The sequence below is a fragment of the Streptomyces pyxinae genome (assembly GCF_024756275.1).
GTDB classification, from domain to species: Bacteria; Actinomycetota; Actinomycetes; order Streptomycetales; family Streptomycetaceae; genus Streptomyces; species Streptomyces pyxinae.
On the sequence record NZ_JANUGQ010000004.1, the window covers coordinates 304,771 to 329,980 of the forward strand.

22 protein-coding genes are annotated in these 25,210 nt (G+C 73.1%); 13 read left to right on the top strand and 9 right to left on the bottom strand.

Translation table 11 applies throughout. The features are described from left to right. Positions 1 to 133: 133 nt before the first annotated feature. On the top strand, positions 134 to 1,663 hold the full coding sequence (locus NX801_RS07580) for a UDP-N-acetylglucosamine 1-carboxyvinyltransferase (protein ID WP_258786342.1): 1,530 nt from the start codon (positions 134 to 136) through the stop codon (positions 1,661 to 1,663). Positions 1,664 to 2,063: 400 nt separating this feature from the next. On the opposite strand, the gene NX801_RS07585 is transcribed toward NX801_RS07580, so the two are convergent. Next, positions 2,064 to 3,302 (bottom strand): IS30 family transposase, encoded by a 1,239-nt coding sequence (locus tag NX801_RS07585; protein ID WP_258786343.1) that lies wholly within the window; start codon positions 3,300 to 3,302, stop codon positions 2,064 to 2,066. Between the two features lie 228 nt (positions 3,303 to 3,530). Between NX801_RS07585 and NX801_RS07590 the strand changes: the two genes are divergently transcribed. Together NX801_RS07590 and NX801_RS07595 are read left to right on the top strand one after the other, a co-directional pair. Next, entirely contained in the window at positions 3,531 to 4,802 is a 1,272-nt protein-coding gene (locus tag NX801_RS07590) for a PP2C family protein-serine/threonine phosphatase (RefSeq protein ID WP_258786448.1), read from the top strand. 121 nt (positions 4,803 to 4,923) lie between these two features. Beyond that, positions 4,924 to 5,193, top strand: coding sequence for a hypothetical protein (locus tag NX801_RS07595; RefSeq protein ID WP_258786344.1), 270 nt, complete (start codon positions 4,924 to 4,926; stop codon positions 5,191 to 5,193). 287 nt (positions 5,194 to 5,480) lie between these two features. Here NX801_RS07595 and NX801_RS07600 read toward each other — a convergent pair whose 3' ends face one another. Continuing rightward, positions 5,481 to 6,077: a hypothetical protein gene (locus NX801_RS07600; RefSeq protein ID WP_258786345.1), complete on the bottom strand. Its 597-nt coding sequence runs from the start codon at positions 6,075 to 6,077 to the stop codon at positions 5,481 to 5,483. A gap of 982 nt (positions 6,078 to 7,059) precedes the next feature. Here NX801_RS07600 and NX801_RS07605 point away from each other — a divergent pair. From NX801_RS07605 to NX801_RS07615, 3 genes are all read left to right on the top strand, one after another. Next, a complete protein-coding gene (locus tag NX801_RS07605) occupies positions 7,060 to 7,911 on the top strand; it encodes an MBL fold metallo-hydrolase (protein ID WP_258786346.1) in 852 nt (283 codons plus the stop codon). 87 nt (positions 7,912 to 7,998) lie between these two features. After that, entirely contained in the window at positions 7,999 to 8,934 is a 936-nt protein-coding gene (locus NX801_RS07610; protein ID WP_258786347.1) for a Rieske (2Fe-2S) protein, read from the top strand. A 448-nt stretch (positions 8,935 to 9,382) separates the two neighbouring features. Further along, positions 9,383 to 9,664 carry a hypothetical protein gene (locus NX801_RS07615; RefSeq protein WP_258786348.1) on the top strand — a complete coding sequence of 94 codons (282 nt, stop codon included), beginning with the start codon at positions 9,383 to 9,385 and terminating at the stop codon, positions 9,662 to 9,664. 359 nt (positions 9,665 to 10,023) lie between these two features. On the opposite strand, the gene NX801_RS07620 is transcribed toward NX801_RS07615, so the two are convergent. Continuing rightward, on the bottom strand, positions 10,024 to 10,941 hold the full coding sequence (locus NX801_RS07620) for a LysR substrate-binding domain-containing protein (protein WP_258786350.1): 918 nt from the start codon (positions 10,939 to 10,941) through the stop codon (positions 10,024 to 10,026). A gap of 183 nt (positions 10,942 to 11,124) precedes the next feature. Here NX801_RS07620 and NX801_RS07625 point away from each other — a divergent pair, with 183 nt between their 5' ends. The 3 genes from NX801_RS07625 (at position 11,125) to NX801_RS07635 (ending at position 14,526) form a co-directional block, all read left to right on the top strand. Beyond that, complete coding sequence (locus NX801_RS07625) at positions 11,125 to 11,862, top strand: acetoacetate decarboxylase (RefSeq protein WP_258786351.1); 738 nt, start codon at positions 11,125 to 11,127, stop codon at positions 11,860 to 11,862. Between the two features lie 111 nt (positions 11,863 to 11,973). Then, on the top strand, positions 11,974 to 12,996 hold the full coding sequence (locus NX801_RS07630) for a 3-hydroxyacyl-CoA dehydrogenase NAD-binding domain-containing protein (protein WP_258786353.1): 1,023 nt from the start codon (positions 11,974 to 11,976) through the stop codon (positions 12,994 to 12,996). 42 nt (positions 12,997 to 13,038) lie between these two features. Then, on the top strand, positions 13,039 to 14,526 hold the full coding sequence (locus NX801_RS07635; protein WP_258786355.1) for a CoA transferase: 1,488 nt from the start codon (positions 13,039 to 13,041) through the stop codon (positions 14,524 to 14,526). Positions 14,527 to 14,946: 420 nt separating this feature from the next. Here NX801_RS07635 and NX801_RS07640 read toward each other — a convergent pair whose 3' ends face one another. Continuing rightward, entirely contained in the window at positions 14,947 to 15,696 is a 750-nt protein-coding gene (locus NX801_RS07640; protein ID WP_258786357.1) for a polysaccharide lyase family protein, read from the bottom strand. A gap of 367 nt (positions 15,697 to 16,063) precedes the next feature. On the opposite strand from NX801_RS07640, the gene NX801_RS07645 reads away from it, so the two are divergent. The 4 genes from NX801_RS07645 (at position 16,064) to NX801_RS07660 (ending at position 19,504) form a co-directional block, all read left to right on the top strand. After that, the gene (locus NX801_RS07645; RefSeq protein ID WP_258786449.1) at positions 16,064 to 16,600 is read left to right on the top strand and encodes a hypothetical protein; all 537 of its coding nucleotides are present in this window, start codon (positions 16,064 to 16,066) and stop codon (positions 16,598 to 16,600) included. 101 nt (positions 16,601 to 16,701) lie between these two features. Next, positions 16,702 to 17,538: a DUF4097 family beta strand repeat-containing protein gene (locus NX801_RS07650; RefSeq protein ID WP_258786358.1), complete on the top strand. Its 837-nt coding sequence runs from the start codon at positions 16,702 to 16,704 to the stop codon at positions 17,536 to 17,538. Positions 17,539 to 17,744: 206 nt separating this feature from the next. Continuing rightward, the gene (locus NX801_RS07655) at positions 17,745 to 18,722 is read left to right on the top strand and encodes an ATP-binding cassette domain-containing protein (RefSeq protein ID WP_258786359.1); all 978 of its coding nucleotides are present in this window, start codon (positions 17,745 to 17,747) and stop codon (positions 18,720 to 18,722) included. Further along, complete coding sequence (locus tag NX801_RS07660; protein WP_258786360.1) at positions 18,719 to 19,504, top strand: ABC transporter permease; 786 nt, start codon at positions 18,719 to 18,721, stop codon at positions 19,502 to 19,504. Before NX801_RS07655 ends, NX801_RS07660 begins: the two co-directional genes overlap by 4 nt. 112 nt (positions 19,505 to 19,616) lie before the next feature. On the opposite strand, the gene NX801_RS07665 is transcribed toward NX801_RS07660, so the two are convergent. The 5 genes from NX801_RS07665 to NX801_RS07685 are packed head-to-tail and all read right to left on the bottom strand — an operon-like array spanning position 19,617 to position 24,993. Next, positions 19,617 to 20,813, bottom strand: coding sequence for an MFS transporter (locus tag NX801_RS07665; RefSeq protein WP_258786361.1), 1,197 nt, complete (start codon positions 20,811 to 20,813; stop codon positions 19,617 to 19,619). 4 nt (positions 20,814 to 20,817) lie between these two features. Further along, entirely contained in the window at positions 20,818 to 21,393 is a 576-nt protein-coding gene (locus NX801_RS07670) for a GNAT family N-acetyltransferase (protein WP_258786362.1), read from the bottom strand. Continuing rightward, on the bottom strand, positions 21,390 to 22,643 hold the full coding sequence (locus NX801_RS07675; RefSeq protein WP_258786363.1) for a type III PLP-dependent enzyme domain-containing protein: 1,254 nt from the start codon (positions 22,641 to 22,643) through the stop codon (positions 21,390 to 21,392). The genes NX801_RS07670 and NX801_RS07675 overlap by 4 nt, the downstream gene beginning before the upstream one ends. Then, a complete protein-coding gene (locus NX801_RS07680) occupies positions 22,640 to 23,950 on the bottom strand; it encodes a DUF6271 family protein (RefSeq protein ID WP_258786364.1) in 1,311 nt (436 codons plus the stop codon). Before NX801_RS07680 ends, NX801_RS07675 begins: the two co-directional genes overlap by 4 nt. Next, the gene (locus tag NX801_RS07685; protein ID WP_258786365.1) at positions 23,947 to 24,993 is read right to left on the bottom strand and encodes a phytanoyl-CoA dioxygenase family protein; all 1,047 of its coding nucleotides are present in this window, start codon (positions 24,991 to 24,993) and stop codon (positions 23,947 to 23,949) included. Before NX801_RS07685 ends, NX801_RS07680 begins: the two co-directional genes overlap by 4 nt. Positions 24,994 to 25,210 lie beyond the last annotated feature (217 nt).

Here is a 25,210-nt window from a genome sequence, read left to right on the forward strand (position 1 = left end):
CTCTCCCGGGACACCCGGACGGCGGCGCTCGTCTCGCCCCGCGTGACCCGGCAGTTCACGATCGAGGAGACCGGGCTCACTCGCGCAGATCCCTCCCCAGGAGGGAATCTCATATGTGAGATAGCCTGCGAATATGTCAGACGATTACCTCGTACGTATCGGCAAGCTCATCCGTGACGCTCGCCAGCATCGTGGCTGGACACAGGCGCAGTTGGCCGAAGCCCTGGCAACCAGCCAGAGCGCCGTGAACCGCATCGAGCGCGGCAACCAGAACATCAGCCTTGAGATGATCGCGCGCATCGGTGAGGCGCTCGACAGTGAGATCGTGTCGCTCGGCTATGCCGGGCCGATGCATCTGCGGGTGGTCGGCGGACGCCGGCTGTCCGGGTCCATCGACGTGAAGACCAGCAAGAACGCCTGTGTGGCGCTGCTCTGCGCGTCGCTGCTGAACAAGGGCCGTACGGTACTGCGCCGGGTGGCGCGGATCGAAGAGGTCTACCGGCTGCTGGAGGTGCTCAACTCCATCGGCGTCCGCACCCGCTGGATCAACGACGGGATGGACCTGGAGATCGTGCCGCCCGGCCATCTCGACATGGAGTCCATCGACGCCGACGCCGCCCGCCGCACCCGGTCGATCATCATGTTCCTGGGCCCGCTGCTGCACCGGCTGCGGCACTTCAAGCTGCCGTACGCGGGCGGCTGCGACCTGGGCACCCGGACCATCGAGCCGCACATGATCGCGCTCCGCCGGTTCGGCCTCGACATCACCGCGACCGAGGGCCTGTACCACGCCGAGGTGGACCGGGACGTGGCGCCGGACCGGCCCATCGTGCTGACCGAGCGCGGCGACACGGTGACCGAGAACGCGCTGCTGGCCGCCGCCCGGCACGACGGCGTGACCGTCATCCGCAACGCCTCGTCCAACTACATGGTCCAGGACCTCTGCTTCTTCCTGGAGGCGCTGGGCGTACGGGTGGAGGGCATCGGCACCACCACCCTGACCGTCCACGGTGTGCCGAGGATCGACACCGACGTGGACTACTCGCCGTCCGAGGACCCGGTGGAGGCGATGAGCCTGGTGGCCGCCGCCGTGGTCACCGAGTCGGAGCTGACCGTGCGCCGGGTGCCCATCGAGTTCCTGGAGATCGAGCTGGCGGTCCTGGAGGAGATGGGCCTCGACCACGACCGGTCCGCCGAGTACACCGCCGACAACGGCCGTACCCGGCTGGTGGATCTGACCGTACGGCCCTCCAAGCTGGAGGCCCCGATCGACAAGATCCACCCCATGCCCTTCCCGGGCCTGAACATCGACAACGTCCCGTTCTTCGCGGCCATCGCGGCCGCCGCGCAGGGCAAGACGCTCATCCACGACTGGGTCTACGACAACCGGGCCATCTACCTCACCGACCTCAACCGCCTCGGTGGCCGGCTCCAGTTGCTCGATCCGCACCGGGTCCTGGTGGAAGGCCCGACCCGCTGGCGCGCCGCCGAGATGATGTGCCCGCCGGCGCTGCGGCCCGCCGTGGTGGTGCTGCTCGCCATGATGGCGGCCGAGGGCACCTCCGTACTCCGCAACGTCTATGTCATCAACCGGGGTTACGAGGACCTGGCCGAGCGCCTCAACTCGGTCGGCGCCCAGATCGAGATCTTCCGGGACATCTAGACCTCCGGGCCTCCGGGACTCCGGGCGACGGTCACCGCCGTATCCGCTCCAACCTTCGTGGCCGCGGGTGTCGAGGGGGTGCGGCGGGGGTGCGGCGGTGCTCGTGGGACCTCTCCGGGACTCGGGCCGGGGCAGGCGCCGGCGGCCCGGTTCCGCCCGTCCCGCGTGTCGTGGGGACGTGGACCCCGGCCATCGCCCCGGGCCCGGACAAGTCCGCCCGTCCCGCGTGTCGTGGGAACGTGGGGCCTCGCGGCCCTTCTCTCCCGCGCCGGCGGGAGCGGGGAGGCCTCGCGGTCTCCCGCGCCGGCGGGAGCGGGGGCCGGACGGTGGTGCCGTTCGAGCCCGCGGCCGGCCCCGCCCTGCCCGGGCGCATTCCAGGGGTCGTTGCAACACAAGTTGATCAACTGGCTGTTGCCAGGAGCTTAGCGAGACGCCCGGCTGGGGTTTCCCAGCCGAGCGTTTTGCGTGGTCGGCTGTTCAGCTCGGCTGCGACGGCGTCCAGCTCCGGGCGGGTGTAGCGGGCCAGGTCGGTGCCCTTGGGGAAGTACTGCCGCAGCAGGCCGTTGGTGTTCTCGTTCGAGCCGCGCTGCCAGGGGCTGCCGGGGTCGCAGAAGAAGACCGGCATGTCGGTGGCGGTGCTGAAGTCCTTGTGCAGGTGCATTTCGGAGCCCTGGTCCCAGGTGAGGGAGCGTCTGAGCTGGGCGGGCAGGGTCGAGACGGTCTGGATGAGTGCGTCCCGCATCTGTGAGGGGCGGCGGCCTTCGGGCAGGTGGACCAGGGTGACGAAGCGGCTGGAGCGCTCGACGAGCGTGCCGATGGCGGACTTGTGGGCCTTGCCGATGATGAGGTCGCCCTCCCAGTGCCCGGGGACGGCCCGGTCGGCGGCCTCGGCGGGTCGGTCGCTGATCATCACCATGTCCTTGGCCATGCGGGGCTGGCGCCGGTAGGACTGGCGGTGCGGCCTACGCATCGTGCGGCCGGTGCGCAGTGCCCTGGCCAGCTCACGGCGTAGTTCGCCGCGGCCCTGAACGTAGAGGGCCTGGTAGACGGTCTCATGGGTCACGTGCATCTCCGGCCGGTCGGGGAAGCGTGTCCGTAGAGCCTGGCAGATCTGCTCGGGGCTCCACCGGCGTTCGAGGTGGTGCCGAATGAAGTCGCGCAGTTCCTGGTTCTGGCCGATCTTTCCCGGCTTCGGCCGGGGCCGGCGGGCGTCGGCGCGGGACTGAGCGGCGTGCGGGCGGTAGGCCCAGCGGGAAGAGTCCCCGCGCAGTGGCATGCCGTTGCGGCGTATCTCCCGGCTGATGGTGGACGGGCTCCGGCCCAGCTCAGAGGCTATCTGTCGGATCGATGCCTTCTCACGCAGCCGGTCGGCGATGTGGATGCGGTCGGCCTCGCGCAGATACCGCGACGGGCCGACAGAGGAGAGTGGCCGACGGATCGGTGGCGCACTGCGCGTGCTTCCCGTGGCCTGGCGTCCGTTGCGCCACCGCTTCCCCGTGCGCCGGTTGATCCCGACGACCCGGCATGCCTCCATGCTGCTGACGCCCTGGTCCATGAGCCGGAAGTATTCCTCCCGCTCACGGACCAGGGCCTTTCGGCCTGGCGCCTGCCCCCGGCCCTCCCGGATCTTGAAGTCCATCGCATCCCCTGAGCTGGGGTGTTGCGACGACCACTAGAACGGAAGCCGACGGGGTGGGGCCGTGGGCGGCGTTTGCGCGGAAGCCGCCGGGAAGGAGCAGGTCCGGGCCCGCCGGGGTAGAGGGACCATGGAACCAGGAGCATGCCGCGCGCGAGCGGCGTGTCGCCCTTCGACAAGGACGGAACGCGGCCGATGAGCGATGAGCGCCGGGATGCGCGGGGGCGGCGGATGCTGGCGGGGCTGCTGACCGCGAGCCACCTGATGCCGCTGGAACTGCTGCCGTCCGTCGTGGCCGAGAACGCCAGGGCCGTGGGATTCACCCAGGCCCTGATCTATCTCGGGGATCTCCAGCGGGATGTGCTGCGGCTGCTGACGGGCGAGGGCCTGGACGCCGGGGAGGACACGGTCGGCGAGGAAGCCGAGCTGAAGATCGACGACAGCCCCGCGGGACGCGCCTACCAGTACGGACGCATCCTTCCCGGGACTCCGGAGGGCGGCGGGGAGGGGCACTGGTGGGTGCCTCTGCTCGACGGTACCGAACGGCTGGGGGTGCTGCGGGTCACCACCGCCGACCGCGACGCGGCGGCGCGGGAGGACATGACGCTGCTGGCCGCCGTGATCGCTCTGATCCTGCACAGCAAGGAGAGGAACAGCGACGCGCTGGCGCGGCTGACGCGGGTCCGTCCGTTGAACATCGCGGCCGAGATGCAGTGGAACCTGATGCCGCCGCGCAGCTACGCGGACGGCCGGGTGATGATCGCCGCGGCGATGGAGCCCGCCTACTCGATCAGCGGGGGCGCCTATGACTACGCCACCGCCGGCCACGTGGTGCACCTGTCGGTCTTCGACGCCATGGGCCACGACACCGCCGCCGACCTGACCGCCAACCTCGCCATGGCGACCTGCCGCAACTCCCGTCGCCAGGGCATGGGACTGGGCGAGACCACCGAGAGGATCGAACGGGCGCTGATCGAGCAGTACGGTCACACCCGTTACGCCACCGGCATCCTCGCCGACCTGGACACCCGTACCGGGGTGCTGACGTGGGTCAATCGCGGGCACCATCCGCCGGTGCTCATGCGCGGCGGCCGCTGGCACAGCCATCTCGGCTGCCGTCCCGCACACCCGATGGGCACGGGCCTGGGCCTGGCCGTGACGCCGTGCCGGCACCAGCTGGAGCCCGGGGACCGGGTCGTGCTCCACACCGACGGCATCATCGAGGCCCGCGGAGCCGGCGGCCAGGAGTTCGGTGTGGACCGCTTCACCGACTTCCTCGACCGGCACCACGCCGAGGGCCTGCCCGTGCCCGAGACCCTGCGGCGCCTCATGCACGCCGTGCTCGACCACCACGGCGGGCAGTTGCAGGACGACGCCACCGTCCTGTTCTGCGAATGGCTCGGACCCGAGACCCGTCGCACCGACCGGGCCGCGGCTCTGGCCGGTCTGCCGCCCGAGGAGTCCGCCGGACCGGGCCGCCCCGGCGGGAGTCTTCCCGGATGAACGCCGGGACCGCGAGTGACCGTCCGGCACGAGCGGGATCACCTCGCCGTGATCACCGTGGCCGGCCCGCCGCGCTTCCACCCGTCCGGCGTCCTGCCGGGGCGGGCCGCCGCCGCAGGCGGTGCGCACGAAGGGTGCGCACCGCCACCTGGTGCCGGACATGCCGCGGGCGGCCTTCCGGCACTCCTCCGGCCCCGACAGTGTGCCGCGCCCGCTCCGCCGCGCCCGGGCCGACGACGTCGCTCTCACACCGGTCGTCGTCCCGGCCCGGTCCGAGCGGCTGCTGACGATCACCGGGGCGGACGCGGCCCTCACCATCCGGGGCGACCTCGCCGAAATCCCGACGGCCCAGGACGCGGCGGACCGGGGCGACCGGCCGCCGCCCCGGTGACCTGCCCGGGGCACCCGCACGGAGCGGGCCGCCACGGGCAGGCCACAGGCCGCCCCGTGACGGGGGCCGCCGCGGCGGGAGCAGCGGGGAACGGGGGCAGGGGGCGCGGCAGGCGGTGCTGAGAACGAGTCGTACCGAGTCGTACCGTCCGCGGGGGGGGGTATGCGGTGGCCGGGAGCTCCGGCGCGCTGTCCGCGTCCCTCCGCCGTTCGCGCGCCACCCGTGTCCCGCGCGCTCGTCGCCGCCGACCGGGCGCGCTCCTGCCCGTACCGCCGCGAGTGATGCCCCTAGTGCGTCCAGTGCCAGTCCGCTCCGGAGGGCATGTTCGGGGTGAATGAACGGGCGCGCTGCCACATGCCCTGGAACTGCTGGGCGGGGCGCTGCTGTTCACCGTGCAGGGCGTTGAGGATCAGCAGCGCGCCGGTCAGTGCCGGGACGGCCCACTGCGCGTACGTCAGGTGCCGTCCGGCCTTGTCGGTGTCGATCGGGTGCCGGGCGGCCTTCTCGGCGTCCTGCGGGTCGGAGGAGGTGGCGAGTTCGATCTTCTTGCCCAGTACCCGGCTGTAGGCGGTGGCTCCGAGGGCCGCGCCGGTCAGGACGGTCTTGGCGAGTGTGGAGGTGGCCACTCCCTGCTGGGTGGCCACGCGTGGGGCGTTCACGGCGAGCAGCCCGCCGGAGCCGAACAGGTGGACGGCGATGGCCGCGGCGTTGACGGGTGTCCACTTCGCCCATCCCGAGCTGGCGATCCGCGCGGCCGTCTGCCAGGTGCCGCCCTCGCTCCGCGCCGCGCCGTTCAGGCCGACCGCGCCCATCAGAGAGCCGCCGAACCAGGCGGCCAGTCCCACATCGTGTGAAGCGCGCAGCATCGTGTTGCGTTCGGACATGACCAGCTCCCTTGTCCAGGCGGATGAGGCACCGGCGCGGCTGCCTGCGCCCACCTCACCGTGGCCGCCCCGCCCGGCACGGGCCACCGCTACTGGTACGAACGGAGCAGGCGGACGGCTCCGTGGCACCCATGCGCCTCCTGTGGACCGGCCGGGCCCCGGGACTGCCGGTGCCGGCCGGGCACACCCCGGCGAGGGTCCGCGCCGGCCCGGCGGTGACCGGGCCGGCCGTGTGCCGCCCGGCCGCCGCGCCGCCGCCGGACCGCGGTCCGCCCGGCTCGCCGGCCGCCCGCCTCCGTGGCCGGTTGCCGGCGACCCGCCACCGACGGGGCGTTCGGGCACGTACCGCACCGAGCCCCGGCACCGGTGCCGGGCCTCGTGGGCCGGTCCGGGTGCGCGAGGCCCTCGGCCGGTGACCGTCACCCGGGCTCAGCCGTCCCCGCGCTCACCGGGAGGGCGCTCGCGACGTCGGTGAGGCGGTCGGCGCGGGCGCGCGTGGGGGCCGGTCGCCGGTGCGGCGGGCAGGGCCATGAGCGCGGACAAGTCGCCGCCGTCGCCGTCGATGCCGCCGTTGATGTCGCCCCGCGCCACCCCGCGCGGTCCGGGCGCGGGAAGCCCGGAGTGCGGATGCTCCGTCCTCGGTGGCGGCCGCCGCCGGTACAGCCGTGCTCCGGTACTCGGTCGTCCCCGCGCCCGGACACGGACCGGGGAGATCAGCGCGCCTCCGGGTGAGTCCGCGCCGCCTCGTACCCGGCAGCTCGTGTCTCGTAGCCCGTCGCAGCCCGCAGCTCGTGTCTCGTAGCCCGTAGCCCGTAGCCCGTAGCCCGTACGGAAATCCCGGCCGCCGGGGTGAGGCATGCTCCGGTCGTGGCACTCGTCACCCGTCACCACGCCGCCGGACGTGCCCGGGGCCCGGCCCGCGCGGAGCCCCCCTCGCCGTCCGGGTCCGAGCCGCACGCGTCCCCGCCGAAGGAGTCACGACATGACCGTGCCCCCCGCCGCGTCCGCCGAGCTGTCCTTCATCGGCAACGCCACCCTGCTCATCCGGTACGGCGATCTCACGCTGCTCACCGACCCGAACTTCCTGCACCGCGGGCAGCGGGCCTATCTGGGCCACGGCCTGGTCTCCAAGCGGCTGACGGAACCGGCCCTGGACGTACGGGAACTGCCACAGGACCTCGACGCGGTCGTCCTCTCCCACCTGCACGGGGACCACTGGGACCGCGTCACCCGCCGCCATCTGGACCGCTCGCTGCCCGTGGTCACCACGCCGCACGCGGCCCGCCGTCTCCAGGGGCTGCACGGCTTCCGCCGCGCCGTGGGCCTGCGCACCTGGGAGGGTCACCCGCTCATCAGCGGCCGGCAGCAGGTCCGTGTCACCTCTCTGCCCGGCGCCCACGCCCGGGGGCCGGCGGCCCGTCTGCTGCCGCCCGTGATGGGCAGCCTGCTGGAGTTCGGCGATCTGGGCGGGCCGGTACGCCTGCGTATGTATCTCACCGGTGACACGCTCATGTACGAGGGCGTCAGGGAGATCGCCCGGCGCTGCCCGGACCTGGACCTGGCCGTCGTCCACCTCGGCGGAACCACCCTGCCCGGAGGGCTGCTGGTCACCATGGACGGCCGGCAGGGCGTCGAACTCCTGGAGACCGTGCGGCCGAGGCGGGCCCTGCCGGTGCACTACGACGACTACACCGTCTTCCGCTCGCCGCTGGACGCCTTTCTCCGCCATGCCGGGGAACGGGGCTGGGCGGACGCGATCGTGCGCTGCGCCCCCGGGGAACGCGTCACGGTGGCGGCCGGCGGGATGCCGCCGCGGGCGGCCTCCGACCGGTGACCGCGCGGCGCCCGTCCGGTCCGCCGCCCGGAGGCCCGTCCCGGGCGGTGGTCCGTTTCACGCCGGGCGGGAGGGTACCCGCCCGCCATGGACACACTCCGTTCCTCGACCACCGCCGGCCGGCGCACTCCCCGGGCGGAGGGACCCGGCAGGGTCCTGGCCGCTATGGACCGGCTGGAGCGGTGGAGCCGGCTCGACAGCGCCGTACGGGTCGTACAACGGGCCGTGCGCGTCCTGCCGCCCGGCCCGGCCAAGGACCTGCTGCACGGCCGCCGGCTGGGTCACCCGCTCCACCCGCTGCTGGTGCAGGTCCCGATCGGCACCTGGCTCTCGGCCGCGGTGCTGGACACCCTGCCCGGCCGGCATGGATCGGCTCAGGCCCTGATCGGCGTGGGGCTGGCCGCCGCCGCCCCGGCCGCCATGGCGGGCTGGGCCGACTGGGCCGAGTCGCAGCGGCCGCAGATGCGTGTGGGGCTGGTGCACGCGGCGGCCAATGTCACGGCCGTCGTCCTGTACGCGGCGTCGTTCCTGGCCCGCGCGCGCGGCCGGACGGCACCGGGCAAGGTCCTCGGCTTCACCGGGCTCGGCGTGGTCGGCATCGGCGGCGCCATCGGCGGGCACCTCGCCTACCGGCAGGCGTCGGGCGCCAACCACGCCGAGGCCGTGCCCCATCTCGTCCCCGACGGGTGGCAGGACATCGGTGACCTCGCCGGTCTGCTCGTCGGCCATCCCGTACGGCGACACCTCGGTGACGTGCCCGTCCTGGTCGTGCGCGAACAGGACGACACCGTCCGTGTGCTGGCGGATACCTGCAGCCATCTGGGCGGCCCGCTCTCGCAGGGCACGCTGTCCGACGGCTGCGTCCAGTGTCCGTGGCACGGCAGCCGTTTCCGCCTCGACGACGGCTGGAACGTGCGCGGACCGGCGACCGCGCCCCAACCCGTCTTCGACGCCCGTGTCATCGGTGGCCGGATCCAGGCGCGGCTGCGGCAGCGGGGCGCGACACGGCATCGCGCGGCCTGACCCGTCATCATCCTGCGGCACGCCCACCGGCGGTCCTCCGGCCCGGCCCCCGCTCACTCCCGCTTCAGTGATCGTCGCGGCACCCCGGCTCAGGGGGTGCGACGGACTTCGCGTTCCGGGAGGGCCGGGGGCCGTCGCCGGACCGCGAGGCCCTGGCCCGCGAGCGGGAGGACTACCTCCGTCCCACCCCTGGATCAGGGCGTCAGCGGCGCGGTGGGCCCGCCGGGTCGCCGGCCCCGACCGGCGCACCGGGAAGCGGAAGCGGTGGCGCGACGGCCGCCGCGCCATGGGCGACACCCCCGCGCGCCGCCGATCCGCCGGCCGCTCAGGCCGACAGCCGTCGCGGTGTCCGGGTGAGGCCGAGCGCGTCCACCTCGCCGGACGGCCGCGGGAGAGGACGTCGATCCGGGCAGCCGGTCTCCGATCCGGGCCGGGCCCGAAGCGAGTGGTGACCCGACGCGTCGTCGGTGCCACCGCTCCACCGGAACCGGAGCAGCGGAAGACGCCGGCTCGGCCCACACCCCGCCGGAGCACCGTCCACTGGCGCCACCCGTGGCACTGCGGTGGCGCGAGCACCGTCCGGTGCGGCGAGTGGCGCCATATGGGCCTTGAGGAGCGTCAGCCGCGCGGCGGACTCCAGTGGCGCGGTGAGCCGCTCGGCCAGGCCGTGCGCCTCTTCACCGCCGGCGCCCGCGGCGACCGCGAGCTCCCGGCGAAGGTGTCGGCGTGAGGGTCAGGTCCGTGGAGAGGCAGTGCGCCATGGGCGACCTTCGATGGCGCTGTCCGCCGCCTCGGACGAGATCGCCCGCGAGCCGGCACCGGGCTCGGTGGACGTACGGCTGCGGGGACTCGACCCCGAGTTCGTGGTGACCGCGCCACCTGCCGCCGAGACGCCCGCCAGCGGCACGACCGACGCGGTGCCCCCAGTGGCACCACCCGCCGCACCCATGGCGCCACCCTTCGGGCACGCGGGCGCGCAGGGGTGCGGCGGCATCCGGGGGCATCCGTGCGCGGCGCGCCGCGAGAGCCCGTGTCCGCCGGCGCCACGGGAGCGAGTGGGCCCGGCGGACGCGGGCGGCCGGGGGCCGGTCAGGAGGCCATGTGGTGGGCGATCAATTCCAGCAGGCGCGTGACGGCGGTGTCGGTGTCCGGGCGGTGGACGGCGACCAGGGTGGTCTCCAGGTGCGGCGAGGTCTCCCGCAGGGGGACGAAGGCCACTTCGGGGACATGGAAGTCACGGAGGCGCTCGGGCAGCAGGCTCACGCACAAGCCGGAGGCGACATAACTGAACAGTCCGGTCAGGTCGTCCGAGACGGCACGGCTCCGGGGAGTGAACCCCGCCTCTCCGCAGGCGAGCTGGACCTGGTGAGCCAGCGTCGGCAGCGCGCCGGCGTCGGGGAGGACGAAGTCCTCGTCGCGCAGTTCGCTCAGACCGACCTCGTCGCGGCCGGCCAGCGGATGGCGGTGCGGCACCGCCGCCGCGATGCGCTCGACCGCGAAATCGCGGCTGACGAGCTCGGCCGACAGGTGGGAGGGGTCCCGGAGGAACGCCAGATCGAGCGAGGCGGAGCGCACCATCTCCGCGAGGGCCGCGGGCGAGTCCTGGTGCAGGTGCACCCGCAGGCCGGGCAGTTCCTCGGCCGCGGCGCGGAGAAGCCCGGGAAGGTAGTGATGGCTGAGGATGCTCACATACCCCACCCGGACATCGCCCTCCAGGCCGCGCGCGACGCGCCTGACGCGCTCGATGGCGGCGGACTGGGAGTCGAGCAGGCGTCGCGCGTCCACGGCGAAGACCTCGCCGGCGGCGGTCGGCGCGACGCCGCCGGGGCCGCGCTCGAACAGCGTGACACCCAGGCCGCGTTCGAGGCGCTGGATCGACTGGCTGAGCGGCGGCTGGCTCATGCCGAGACGTTCGGCCGCGCGCCCGAAATGCCGTTCGTCGGCCACCGCCAGGAATTGCTCCAGCAGTCGCCTGGTCAGCTGAATATCCTCAAGCATATGAGCCATGACCCAAGCATATATTGGACAGACCTGCCCTGAGAGGTGTGCACTGGGTGGTGGGCGTTCACCAGCAGCACACCAGCGGCACCTGGCGCCCCTCCCCCAGAAAATCCGATGCGGGAGCAATCCGCGAGATGTGCGCGGACCGCCACCGGTCTCCTTCCGGTGGCGACTCCCCTGGAGGCCCTCATGCACGAGCAGGACGTCGCCCGGCTCTTCACCACCCCGGTGGACTCCCCCGCCTACGCGCCCACCCGGTACCGCTTCACCGATCGCGAGTACCTGAACATCTACTACCGCACCGACCCCGACGCGCTGCGCCGGCTGGTCCCCGAGCCGCTGACCGTCACGGACCCGGTCGTCCGCTTCGAGATCATGCGCATGCCCGACGTAACCGGCCTGGGCGACTACACCGAGGCCGGCCAGCTGATCGCCGTCGAGCACGAGGGCGAGGCGGGCGAGTTCAACCTGGCGATGTACGTGGACAGCGTCCCGGCGATCTCCAGCGGCCGCGAGTACAGCGCGTACCCGAAGAAGTCCGGCTCCCCCCGCCTCTACCTCGACTCCGACACCCTGGTCGGCACGCTCGACTACGGCACCCTCCGCGTGGCGACGGCCACCATGGGCTACAAGCACCACGTGCTGGACCCGGACGAGGCCCGCGCGGAGATCTGCTCGGCCGCCTTCATGGTCAAGACGGTCCCGAACTACGACGGCACCCCGCGCATCTGCGAACTGGTCCGCACCCGGGTCACCGACGCCACCGTGAGGAGCGCGTTCACCGCCCCGGCCCGGCTCCAGCTGTCCGCCCATGTCATGGCGCCGCTCGCCGACCTGCCGGTCCTGGAGATCGTCCGGGCCAGCCACATCGTCACCGACCTGTCCCTGAACCCCGTCGAGCCGGTCCACGACTACCTCGCCGCCTGAGCCGGCGGGTACGTCCGGGACGGCCGCTTCCCCCGCCACGGGCGTTCACCGGGAAGCCCGGCGCACCTCTTCGGGAGAACCGGCACACCTCTTCGAGAAAGCTGCGAGACCATGACCTCTGCGACCTCTCCGACCTCTGCGGCCTCTGCGACCTCTGCCGCCTCTGCTGCCGAGCCCGTTCTGGATTCCTACCGGCGCGCCGCGATCATCGGCGGCGGCGTGATCGGCGTCTCCTGGGCCGGTCTCTTCCTCGCCCGTGGAATCGACGTGGTCGTCAGCGACCCGCGCGAGGACATCGAGGACCTCGTCCGCGCGGGCCTCGCCGGGATCACCCCGGCCCTGGCCGGGCTGGGCCTGCCGACCGGGAACCTCACCGAGGGGCTCTCCTTCGAGGCCGACCTCGCCACCGCCGTCGCGGAGGCGGACGTCGTCCAGGAGAACGGCCCCGAGCGCCTGGAGCTCAAGCGGGAGATCTGGCGGGCCATCGAGGAGGCGGCCCCGGCGCACGCGCTGCTGGCCACCTCGACGTCCAGCATTCCCGCCAGCGCCATCGCCACCGCGATGCGGCAGCCGGCCCGCCTCGTCGTGGGCCATCCCTTCAACCCGCCGCACCTGGTGCCGCTGGTGGAGATCGTGCCCGGCGAGCGGACCTCGGAGGCGACCGTCGAGCGGGCCAGGGCGTTCTACGCCGCGCTCGGCAAGAAGCCGCAAGTGCTGCGCAAGGAGGTCCCCGGCTTCGTCGCCAACCGTCTGCAGTCCGCGCTCTTCCGCGAGTGCGTGCACCTCGTCGCGGAGGGCGTGGTCACCGAGCGGGAGCTGGACGAGATCGTCACCTCCTCCCTCGGCCCGCGCTGGGCGGTCGGCGGCCCCTTCCGCACCTTCCATCTCGGCGGCGGCCCCGGCGGGCTGCCCCACTTCATCGAGCACCTCGGCCGCGCCATGGAGACCACCATGTGGCCGGCTCTGGGCGACCCGACCTTCGACGATGCCACCGTGGCCACTCTCGTCGAGCAGGCCAACGAGGCTTTCGGCACGGGCACCGTCGAGGAGCTGGCCGCCGAGCGCGACCGCGCGCAGATCGCCCTCATGCGCGCCCTGGGCGAGACTCCCGACTCCGGCGGCACCCGCGCCTGACGGTCCCATCCCCCCTGAACGTCACTGAGAAGCGAAGAGATCATGGACCTCACCGACAAGATCAAGAAGGCCGTCGCCGGCCCGGCCACCGACGACGCGTTCGACGTCCACGCCGAGACCGACCAGGTGCTCCGGGAGATCGGCCTGCGACCGGGCGACACCGGGGGCCACATCACCTTCGAGGGCGCCGACCCCGTCGTACCGAGCACCCTTCGGCTCGGCGCGGCCTCCGGCATCTCCCTGGTCGCCAAGTCGGCGGCCATCGCCGCTCTGTGGAAGGACCGCACCGGCCGCGGCCAGGACATCCACATGGACCTCCGCAAGGGCCCGCACCGCCTGTGCCCCTTCTACGAGGGCAAGTGGGAGCTCCTCAACGGCTACCCCAGCGGCACACCGTCCATCGTCAACATGGCGCTGGCGAACAACTTCTACCGCACCGCGGACGGGCGTTGGATGATGCCGTTCAACATCTACCCCAACATCAAGGTCGCCGCCCAGCGGCTGCTGGGCGTGGGCGAGGTGCCCGAGCACGTCGCCGCCGCGATCGCGAAGTGGGACGCCCGCGAGCTGGAGCGGGCCGGCGCCGAGGCCGGGTGTGTGATGCCGATGGTGCGCACGCCCCGGGAGATCCTGGACGAGGCGCAGTACCAGCAGGTGCTCTCCAGGATGCCGCTGGTGGAGATCACCCGGGTCGGAGACAGCGCCCCGGAGCAGTTGCCGGCCGACCCGGCGGCCCCGTTCGACGGCGTACGCGCGCTGGGCATGGGCCACATCATCGCCGGAGCGGGCGCGGGACGCGCCATGGCCCTGCACGGTGCCGATGTGCTCAACCTGTGGCGCCCGTACGAGCTGGAGCACGATGTCACCTACCACACGACAGGTGTGGGGGTGCGCTCCGCGACGGTGAGTCCGTACACCGAGGAGGGCCTGGCCCTCATTCACAAGCTCCAGTCCGAGGCCGACGTCTTCTACGCCAACCGCCGCCCCGGGTTCCTGGACCGTGTGGGCCTGTCCGAGGAGGAGGCCGTCGCCCGCCGCCCCGGCCTCATCTACGCCACGGTGTCGCTGAACGGGCGGACCGGTCCGTGGAAGGACTACCTGGGCTTCGACCAGACCGCCGGGGCCCTCACCGGCCTGCTGCACCTGGAGGGCGACGGCGACGAGCCGGCCCTGCCGCCGATCACCGTCGTCAACGACTACCTCGTCTCGTGGTTCATGACGGCCGGGATCGCCGAGGCGCTGCGCCGCCGTGCCAGGGACGGCGGCAGCTACCGGGTGCATGTCTCCCTGTCCCGCGTCGCCCTGTGGATCCTCTCCCTGGGCATCTTCGACCAGGAGTACGCCCGGCAGACCGCGGGCACGGGCGAGCTCCACTCCTACCCGGACCCCGAGCTGTTCACCGCCGAGACCCCGCTCGGCCACTACCAGGGCGTCACCGACCAGGTGCGGATGTCGGACACCCCCGGCGGCTACCGGCAGATCCTGGTGCCGCGCGGTTCCCAGCGCCCGGAGTGGCTGCCCGCCTCCTGACCGTCCGCCCGCCTCCTGACCGTCCGCCCGGACCGCCGTCCGCCGGACGGCCACGGTTCGCGAGGTGCGGTGGCTCCGGCAGGCGCTGTCCGGCGTGTACGTGGGGGCGGCGGGAGCGACCGGGTTCGGCCTCGCGCAGGACCTCCCGGGTCACCGGCGCGACCTCGCCGTGTCCGAGGAGGAAGGTGACGCGCACGTGGCCGCGCCCCGGGCCGTGGCGCGCGTACCGGCACCGTCACGGGACTCGCGGTGCTGACGCCGGACGCGCCGGCGGTCGCGGTGCACCGCCGGCTCCGCTTCCGCCCGCCATGACCCGGGGCGCGGTGCTCGGAGCCGTCCCGTCGCCGGTGCGGGGAGGCGCGCGGCCCCGGCCGGAAGACCGGGAGGGCAGGGGCCGCGCTGCGGGGCGGGGCGGGGCGGTCAGGAGACGTCGGCGTAGGCGGTGCCGATCTTCAGGCTGTCGACGCGGTTGACGATCTCGGTGCTGGTGTTGCCCCGGTCGTAGGCACCCCACTTGGGCTCGTTGGCGGAGTCCCAGGTGCGGCCGGTGAAGCGGGTGGAGCCGTTGGTGAAGGTCTGCCGGGCACCGTTGTAGTAGAGCTCGACCCAGCCGGAGGAGGCGGAGCCGGAGGTGTGGATGCCGATGGCGACGCGGTTCCAGTCGAAGGCGGTGACCGGCTTGGACCAGATGTACTTCCAGTCCTGACCGGGCCCGGCGTAGACGAGGTTGACCCTGCCCTTCCCGACGGTCATCAGCACGGGGTAGTTCTGCTGGCTGTTGGGATAGGACTTCCACTGCCAGGGGACCCAGTCGCCGCCGGCCGGGACGACGGAGAACTTCTGCTCCCAGCCGAGCCAGTAGGTCTTGTCGGCGGCGAAGGCGTAACGGGAGCCGCCGGCCTTGATGCCGCGCGACTCGCAGCGGTAGGTGCCGACCGACTTGGTGTAGCGGAACACGGTCCCGTGCCCGTCGGTCTGGGCCGCGGTGACCAGGCTGCCCGGGGTCGCGCACTCGACGCTGCCGAACACTCCGGTGCCCTTGCCCGCGTCACCGTCCCAGAACGTGGCGGCCTGCGCGGAGAGGGGATCGACCAGGGCCATCACACAGGCCGAGGTTGCGGCGGTCATGACAAACAGAGGGGTGCGGAGCTTGCGGCCATGCGTCGGCACGGGGGCCTCCTTGTGGGGGGGGTGGGGCCTGGGGAAGCGGGGGGTGGGCTTCCGGCCCGGCCGAGTCTCCGGCATCGGCGCTCGCGCGCTCAACCCCCCGGCCGGGAGCAATCACCAGAGCTTGGTTTCCGGAGCTGGCGTGAGCGGAGGCTCGGCTTTCCGAAGCCGGCGTGAGCGGGGCCACCCTTCGCGTACGGCCGCCGGTCCCGCGAGGCGCGCGGCACACCCCTCCCGGCGCCATGGGACCTCCCGCGCCAGCATCGTGACACCTCCCGACTAGCGCCATGGCACCTCACGTGGCGCCACACAACGCCGCATGGCGCCACGAGGACTTGCCATGGTGCCATTCTGGTGCCACTATCTCTCCATGGACCTGACCCCCTATGTCGATCACCTTCGCCGGGAACTCGCGGTCGCCGCGGGCGCCGGCGGCGAAGAGGCGCGCGCCCTGGCCGAGCGGCTCACCGCGCCGCTGGAGTCCGCCGCGCGGCTGACGCTCCTCAACGCCCTGTCCGCCGCTTCGGACGAGATCACCCGCGAGCTGGCGCCGGGCTCGGTGGACGTGCGACTGCGGGGACTCGACCCCGAATTCGTGGTGACGGCGCCACCTGCCGCCGAGGCGCCCGACGGCGGCACGACCGGCATGGCGCCACCGTTGGCGCCACCCGCCGCACCCATGGCGCCATCCGTCGGGGACGGCGAGGACAGCGGCACCGCGCGCATCAACTTCCGGCTCCCGGCGCACCTCAAGGCCCGGGTCGAGGACGCCGCCGGCCGGGAGGGCCTGTCGGTCAACGCCTGGCTCGTACGGGCGGTGGCCGTCGCCCTGGAACCGGCCGGGTCGGGCGGGGCCACCGCCCGGGCCGCCCGCCCGGGACAGAGTTACCGGGGCTGGGTCCGCTAGGCCGAGCACCGCCCTCGCATCACCCGCGACACCCGCGCGCACATCCACCGGAGCCGACGCGCGCATCCATCGGACATCAGAGCCAAGAGGACGGGACAGCCATGCCTTCTTATGAAACCCCCGGACCCATCACCGCGATCCTCCAGTTCGAGGTCGGCAAGGTGCGGATCGTGGCCGGCGAGCGACCGGACACGGTCGTCGAGGTGCTGCCGAGCAACGGGGCCGAGGACGCCGACGTACGGGCGGTGCAGCAGACCGAGGTCGCGTACGCCCAGGGCACCCTGACCGTGAAGGGACCCCGGAAGCGCTCGCTGTTCGGCAAGCACGGATCGATCGATGTGACCGTCGAACTCCCGGCCGGCTCACGCCTCGACTGCACCTCCCCCATGGGGGACTACACCGGCGAGGGGCCGCTCGGGGAGTGCCGGGTCAAGACCTCGCTCGGCGACATCCGGCTCGACGAGGCCGGCGCCGTGAACCTGCGCACGGACCACGGGGACATCCGTGTCGGCCGCGCGGCGGGCGAGGTCGAGATCCACGGATCCGGCCGGATCGAGATCGGCGGGATCACGGGGACGGCGACGATCAAGAACGGCAACGGCGAGACCACGGTCGGCGAGATCACCGGTGATCTCACGGCCAACTCCTCCAACGGCCGCATCACGGTCGGCGTCGCCCACGCCTCCGTGGAGGCGAAGTCCGCCAACGGCGCCATCCGCCTCGACGACGTGGCCCGTGGGGTGCTGCGGCTCCAGACCGCCGCCGGCGGTGTGGAGATCGGTGTCCGGGAGTCCACCGCGGCCTGGCTGGACGTCAACTCCCGGGTCGGCACCGTCCGCAACTCGCTCGGTGCCGCCGAGGGACCCGGCGCCTCCGAGGAGACCGTCGAGATCCATGCCCGTGCCGGCGTCGGCGACATCGTGATCCGCCGCGCCTGAGCCCTCCCCGGACCACCGGAGGGACGCCCAGAGGTCACCGCGCCTGAACTCCCCGGACCGCCGGGGGACGCCCGGGGGCCACCCCCGACGACCCCGGCGCGGGTCACCGCGCCGGATCCCGTGGCGGCGCCCACTCCATGAATAGTCATGCCCATGTCCTTACCACCATGTCATCACCCATCCCGCAGCCGCCGGAGGCGGATCTCATGACCACGACATCCCCGACCACCGCTCCACCGGCGATCTCCGCCCTGGGGCTGTGCAAGTCCTACGGCGACAAGGTCGTCCTGGACGGCATCGACCTGGCCGTCCCCGAGGGCACCGTCTTCGCCCTGCTCGGCCCCAACGGCGCCGGCAAGACCACCACCGTCCAGATCCTGTCCACGCTCATCGCCCCGGACGCCGGCCGCGCCCGGGTCGCCGGCCACGACCTCACCGAACGGCCGGAGGGGGTGCGCGCCGCCATCGGGGTCACCGGCCAGTTCGCCGCCGTCGACCATCTCCTCACGGCGGAGGAGAACCTGCTCCTCATGGCGGACCTCCAGCATCTGCCCCGCCGCGAGGGCAGGCGGCGCGCCGCCGGACTCCTGCGGCGGTTCGAGCTGACCGAGGCGGCGCGCGGCCCGGTGAGCACCTTCTCCGGTGGCATGCGCCGCAAGCTCGACCTCGCGATGACCCTGGTCGGAGACCCGAGGATCATCTTCCTCGACGAGCCGACCACCGGGCTCGACCCCCGCAGCCGCCGCACCATGTGGGAGATCATCCGCGGTCTGGTCACGGAGCACGGCGTGACGATCTTCCTCACCACGCAGTACCTGGAGGAGGCCGACCAACTGGCCGACCGCATCGCCGTCCTCGACCGGGGCAGGCTGGTCGCCGAGGGCACCGCGGAGGAGCTGAAGCGTCGCGTCCCCGGCGGCCACATCCGGCTCCGGTTCAGCGACGCCGCCGAACTCGAGGCCGCCGCACGGCACTTCGGCGGGGCGGCACGCGATCTGGACGAACTCACGCTCCGCGTCCCCGGCGACGGCGGCGTTCCGGCCCTGCGGGCCGTCCTCGACACACTGGACGACGCGGCGGTACGGGCCGAGTCGCTGACCGTGCACACCCCCGACCTCGACGACGTCTTCCTCACCCTCACCGGTCACGGGACCCCCGACACCGCCACGGAGATGGCCCGATGAGCACCCTCACCCACGCCTTCGGCGACTCGATGACCATGTTGCGCCGCAACCTCAGGCACGCGCTGCGCTATCCGTCGATGACCTTCTCCGTCGTCGCGATGCCGGTGATGATGCTGCTGCTGTTCACCTACGCGTTCGGTGGCGCCCTCGGCGCCGGAATCCCCGGCGCGGGCGACGGGGCGTACATCGACTATGTCGCTCCCGGCATCATTCTCATGGCCGCGACAGCCGGGGCGGTGGCCACGGCGGTCGGCGTCTGCGTCGACATGACCGAGGGCATCGTCAACCGGTTCCGTACGATGTCGATCTCCCGCGCCGCGTTCCTCACCGGTCATGTCGTCGGCAGCGCGATCCAGACCCTGATCGCCATCGCCCTGGTGATCGGTGTGGCGGTCGCGATCGGTTTCCGCCCCGATGCCACCGCCGTGGAGTGGCTCGCCGCGATCGGGCTGCTCATCCTGCTCACCCTGGCGCTGACCTGGCTGTCGGCCGGCATCGGGCTGGTGTCCAGGACCCCGGAGTCCGCGAGCAACACACCGATGCCGCTGACCTTCCTGCCCTTCCTCGGCAGCGCCATCGTGCCGACCGACTCGATGCCGACCGGGCTGCGCTGGTTCGCCGAGTACCAGCCCTTCACCCCGGTGATCGAGACCCTGCGCGGGCTGCTCATGGGAACCGGGATCGGCAACAGCGGCTACCTCGCGCTCGCCTGGTGCGTGGGCCTCATCGTCGTCGGTCACTTCTGGGCGCGCGCCGCCTTCGACCGCACCGCGAGGCGGTAGGTCACCGCGTACGGTTCCGAGTCGGACCGGCGGCCGCCGGTGCGCGAGCCCCCGGACGGCTTCCGGGGGCTCGCGCGGTACGCCGGGTGGGGGCGGCCGGCGCCAAACGGGTTCAGCCGGTGACCGGTTCGGGCTCCGGCGCCGCCCGGGGGGTCCACGGGATGCGTACGCTGCACAGGGACACCGCGGCCGCGCACCCCGCGACCACGGCGAACACCCAGACGAGGCTGCCGGCCCCGGCGACCAGGCCGAGGAGCGGCGGCCCGGCCAGCAGCCCGGTGGTGCCCATGGCGGCGACCAGGGCCAGGTCCTCGGGGCTCCGCCGGGCGGCGGCCACATAGACGCAGGGGGTGACGGCGGCGACGCCGAGCCCCACGCACGCGAAGCCGGTGAGCGCCGGTACGACTCCGCCGGCCATCAGCGCGAAGGCCAGCCCGGCGGCGGCCAGGGCGCTGCCGTACAGCACCACCCGGCCGTCGCCCCAGCGGGCCCGGAACCGGTCGGCGAAGAGCCGGACCAGCAGCATCGTGCCGGAGACCGAGGCGATGCCCAGCGGGAGCAGCGCGGCGGGCGCCTCGGCGATCTCCTTGAGGTAGAGCCCGGACCAGTCGTTCATGGCGCCCTCGGTGACCGTGCCGAAGGCCATGGCGGCGCACATCCACCAGGTGGCCCCGGCGGGCAGGGCCAGCCGCCGGCCGCGGCGCTTCCCGGGCGCGGCCCCGGGGGCGGGCTCCTCCTCACCGAGCAGTCCGGTGCGGGACGAGGCACAGAGCAGCAGCAGGAGGGCGGCGGCCACCGCGAAGTGGGCCAGGACCGAAGAGGTCAGCGCGGTGACACCGGAGGCGAGCAGCGCGGCGAGCAGCGAACCGCCGCTGAAGGTGGCGTGCAGCCTGGCCATGGCATTGCGGCCGTGGGCGGCCTCCAGAGCGGCGCCCTGTGCGTTCATCGCGGTGTTGAGGCAGCCCACCAGCACCCCGTCGGCGCACAGGACGACCAGCGCGAGCGGGTAGTTCGGGGCGACGGCCAGCGCGAGCAGCAGCGCGGTGAGCCCGAGCAGGGAGAGCAGCGACAGGCGCCGCGAGCCGAGCCGCCGCATCAGCAGGGCGACCAGCGGGAAGGAGACGCTGGCCCCGACCCCCGCGGCCATCAGCAGGACGCCGACCTCGGCGTCGGTCAGCCGCAGTTCGGTCTTCAGGGCCGGGATGCGGGCGGCCCAGGTGGCGTACTGGAACCCCAGCGCGCAGAACAGCGCGGCGATGGCCAACTGGCCGCGGCCGAAGGAGCCCTGGCAGACGGAGGGACGGGGCACGACATCAACTCGCTTCGAGACGCTGGGACATGTAGACGGCCTGGTCGCCGTAGCCGGCGGGCGGTCGGACGCCGGGGTGGGCGGTGAACCCCCGGGCCGCCCAGAAGGGGTCGGCTCCCCCGACGGCGACCAGCGAGATCCGCTCGTACCCGAGCGACCCGGCGGTCCGGCGGAGATGGCGGATCAGCCGCTGGGCGAGGCCCTGGCGCCGGAGTTCCCGGGCGATGACGAGGTCGTGGAGGTGGAGGTTGCCGGCGTGCGGCCCGGGGGCGGACGGCTGTTCGGCGCGGTCCAGGTCCGGGCAGCGGAACGGCGGGCAGGGCAGCGAGAGCAGATAGCCGGCGAGCCGGTCACCGAGGTGCAGCACGGAGCAGGTCTCCGGGGAGACGGCGGCGCGGGACCGCAGCCGCTGTTCGCCCTCGCTCAGGCCGAGCGGGGTGTAGGCCGCCGCCTCCAGGGCGGTGATGGCGCTCCAGTCGCCCTCCTGGATCCGGCGCACCCGGACGGCCGGTGCCGGGAGGCGCCGTGCGGGGGCGGGGGGCAGGGAGGCGGGGGCGGGGGTGGGTTCGTCGCCGGTCATCGGTGGTCCGCCGCCGTCCGCCCGGTGCCGGCGACACAGCTGTGCGGCAGCGGTGCGAAGCCGTTGAAGCCCTGGGTGAGATAGCTGGTGGCGTACGCGCCGCTGGACAGCACCCACACGGGGTCGCCGGAGGCGAGTGCGCGCGGTACGGCGACGAGCGCGCGGTCGTCGTGGTCCCAGGCGTCGTCGCTGTCGCAGGTGGGGCCCGCCACCACGGCCGGGATCCGCTCGCCGCCGGGGTGGGTGGGAAAGCGCAGCCGGTACTGGAGGGCGTCCGACTCGTACAGCCCGTTGAACTTGCCGCAGCTCAGATAGAGCCAGTGCCGGACCCGGCCGTCCGGGGCGCGGCGGCGGGCGAGCCGCACCACCCGGGCGCGGACGGCGCCGCTGTCGGCCACCAGATGGCGGCCCGGTTCCATGACGAAGGCGAGCGGGCCGCCGTGGATCCGGCGCAGTCGTCCGACACCCTCCCTGAGCACGGCGAAGATCTTGTCGAGCGGCGGGTCCAGCGGGTTGCCGTACCGGTCCAGGCAGCCCAGCGCGGGCAGCCCGCCGCCGAGGTTGATGTGGTCCGGGGCGATGCCGCGCCGGAGCAGCTCGGTCAGGGTGGTGGCGAGCAGGTCGAGGGCCTCGCTCCAGGCGTCGGCGGTCATCTGCTGGGAGCCGACGTGCACCGAGAGCCCGGCCGGGACGAGCCCCAGGTCACCGGCGGCCGTCAGGAGCCGGACCGCATCGCCGGGCGGGCAGCCGAACTTGTGGCTGAGGCCCCACAGGGCGCCGGCCCCGCTGGTGGCGAGGCGGCAGTAGACCCGGGCGCCGGGGGCGTGGGCGGCGATCGCGGCCAGGTCCTCGGAGTTGTCGGTGGCGAAGGTACGGATGCCGAGGCGATGGGCGTCGGCGATGTCCTGGTCGGACTTGACGGTGTTGCCGTAGTGCGTCAGATCGGCCGGGACACCGGCCCGGCGGGCCTGCGCCAGTTCGCGCGGGCTCGCGGCGTCGGCCCCGGCGCCCAGCCGGGCCAGGTGCTCGATCACCTCGTCCACCGGGCAGGCTTTCAGGGCGAACCGTACGGCCACGTCGGGGAGTTCATGGCGCAGTCGGCGGTAGCGCCGCTCGATGCCGGAGAGGTCGTAGACGATCCGGTCGTCGGGCGCGGCGGCCAGGGCGTCGTACAGCGCCTCCTCCGGAGCGTCGTCCGGGGCGTCGTCCGGGACACGGCTTCCGGTGGTCCGCGGCGAGTGGTCGTTCATCGGGCGGGTGCCACCGTGGTGTGCCGGGCCGCCTCGATCAGCGACCGCCAGACGTCGGTGAGCAGGGCGAAGTCCTCGATGTCCCGCCGGGCGGCGTCCAGCAGGAGGGCGCGGCGCGGGGCGAGCCGGTCGGCGAAGGTCGCGTAACGGCCGCCGAGCCGGCGGTAGGCCGCGTCCAGCACGTCGAGCCGCCGGACGTTCTCCGCCCGGTCCACCGCGGCGCTCTCGCGGGCGAAGGCCGCGACGAGCTCCGGGCGGGGCCGGTGACGCTCGTCCAGCAGGCCGGGGCCGGCCGCGGTCATCCGGTCGTAGACCGGGTGGAGATGGAGCATGGAGAGCAGGAACTTGGTGAACCGGGTCTGGTAGGCCGGAAAGCCCGCGTCGGTGCGGCGTTCACCGGTGTAGTGATTGACGATGTGCCGGTTGTGCAGCACACCGGGCAGCCCCGCCTTGTGCACCACATGGATGAGGAAGTAGTCGCTGCCGATGGTGTCGGTGGCGGGCAGCAGCGGGATGTGCTCCTGCACCCCGTGGAAGGCGATGTTGCACATGTCGACCCGCATCGGATCGACCACGGTGAGCAGCGAGTGGTCCTCGGTGAAGGGTTCGGTGCCGGCCCCCGCGAAGGAGTCGTCGGCCAGCTCCCGCCTCTGCTCGGCCGACCAGTGCGCGGGGGCCCACAGTCCGACCACCTCACGGTAGGTGTCGGGGTCGAGGGCGCGTATCTCCCCGATGTCCACCGACAGTTCACCGATGAAGGAGGCACCCACCATGGCCACCGGACGGTCCGGGTGCGCGGGGTCGAGCGCGGTCTCGGTCACCGCCGGCGCGGCGTCGGCGGCGCGGCGGCCGATGGCGGCGAGTTCGTGGTGGACGGGGAAGACCGGCCGCCCGTCCGGGCCGGTCTGGTAGCGGCTGTCGGAGTCCCGGCGGTGCACGGATTCACAGCCGAGCGCGGCGGCGAGCAGAAAGGCCCGGTTGGTGCAGGCGCCGTAGGAGAGGGCGTCGGGCAGCATCAGATCGAGCAGCCGTCCGGGCCCGGGGGCGCCGGTGCGGTCGACGACCCGTTTCAGGAAGTCGCGCTGGGCCGTCTCGTCCAGGTGGTACGCGGTGACGCCCGGGTGGCCGGGCAGTTCGCGGACCGCGGCGGCGTGCCGCTCGTACTCCGGGGGCTCGCAGGAGTCCAGGACCAGCAGACACACCTCGGCCCCGAACCGCTCGGCGGCGTACACCGCCTCCTCGCCGAGTGCCGTGATCGCCTCGGCACAGGGCCGGTTGGTGGGCAGGGTCAGGCAGATCCGGCTCATGTCCCCTCCCCCGTGCCGTCCTCGCCCTGCCAGGAGTCCAGGCCGAGGAGCCTGCGGCCGAGGCCGGTCAGCTCGGCGGGGCCGTAGCGCTGGGACTCGGGGCGGACGGCGTCACCGAGCAGGGTGGCGTTCCACTCCGGGGTGGCCAGGGTGCGCCAGGACTCGACCCGGGAGCGCCGCAGTGCGCGGTGGGTCTCCAGGGCGGGCATCATCGAGAGGTACTGCACCGCCCGGACGCCGCCCTCCGAGGTGTTGGGTGCCACGCCGTGCGCCAGCATCCCGTTGAAGATCAGCAGGTCGCCGGCGCCCAGCTCGGGGCGTACCACCGGCGTCTCCGCCCGGTCGATGCTCGGCCGGAAGGGGTCGCGGTCCGCCGGCCGGCCGGCCTTCCACTGGTCGAACTGCCGGAAGAGTTCAGGACAGCACTGGAATCCGCCCAGCTCGGCGCCGGTGTCATGGAGCGCGATGATCCCCTGCACCCGCTGCGGCGGCACCCCGAGGGTGGTGTCGACGTCCCAGTGCAGCTCGATGTCGAAACCCCGCTCGGTGGGGGCGATCCGGGAGCGGGAACGGCTGCCCACATTGGGCGGATTGAGGTTGAGCCGGTCCAGGGTGACCCACAGCTCGGCGCAGTCCCAGACATCGGTGAACGCCTCGTAGACCCGCCGGGTCTGCCGGCTGTCCCAGATGAGCTGGTGGTGGTACGCCTCCACGAAGCCGTAGACGTACAGGTCACGGTCGAGCTCGGAGCGGAACGGAGGCTCCTGGTACCAGGTGTCCGGGCGCTCCGGGTCCATGCCCGAGAACTCCCAGGCGAAGTCGAGCAGCCGGCTCGCGGCACTCCGGGGTATCGCCTCCCTCACGACGACGTAGCCGTACGTCTGCCAGAAGGCGAAGTCCTCCTCGGAGAGCACCCGCAGCGGCCGGGTCTTCCGCAGCTCGCGCAGGGGCGCCGGGGTCAGATAGGTCTCGCCGTCGGCGCTGAAGTACGGGACGGGCGAAGGGGCACGGTGAAGATAGGGGTGGGGATCGGCCGTGGGCATGGGTGTTTCCACTCTCGAAGGGGTGTCGCCACCGCGATCACGCGGGCACGGAGGGGGCAACCACGCGGCAGAGATCGGACGTTCGGCGTCCGAAAAGCATGGACTAGACCACCTGAGATCGTCAACAGCCGATGACATGCCGAGCCTTGGCTCCACGGCCCCGGCGGGCCGCACGGGCCGGCCACGACGGCTGCCAAACTCGCCTCCGGAGGATGCG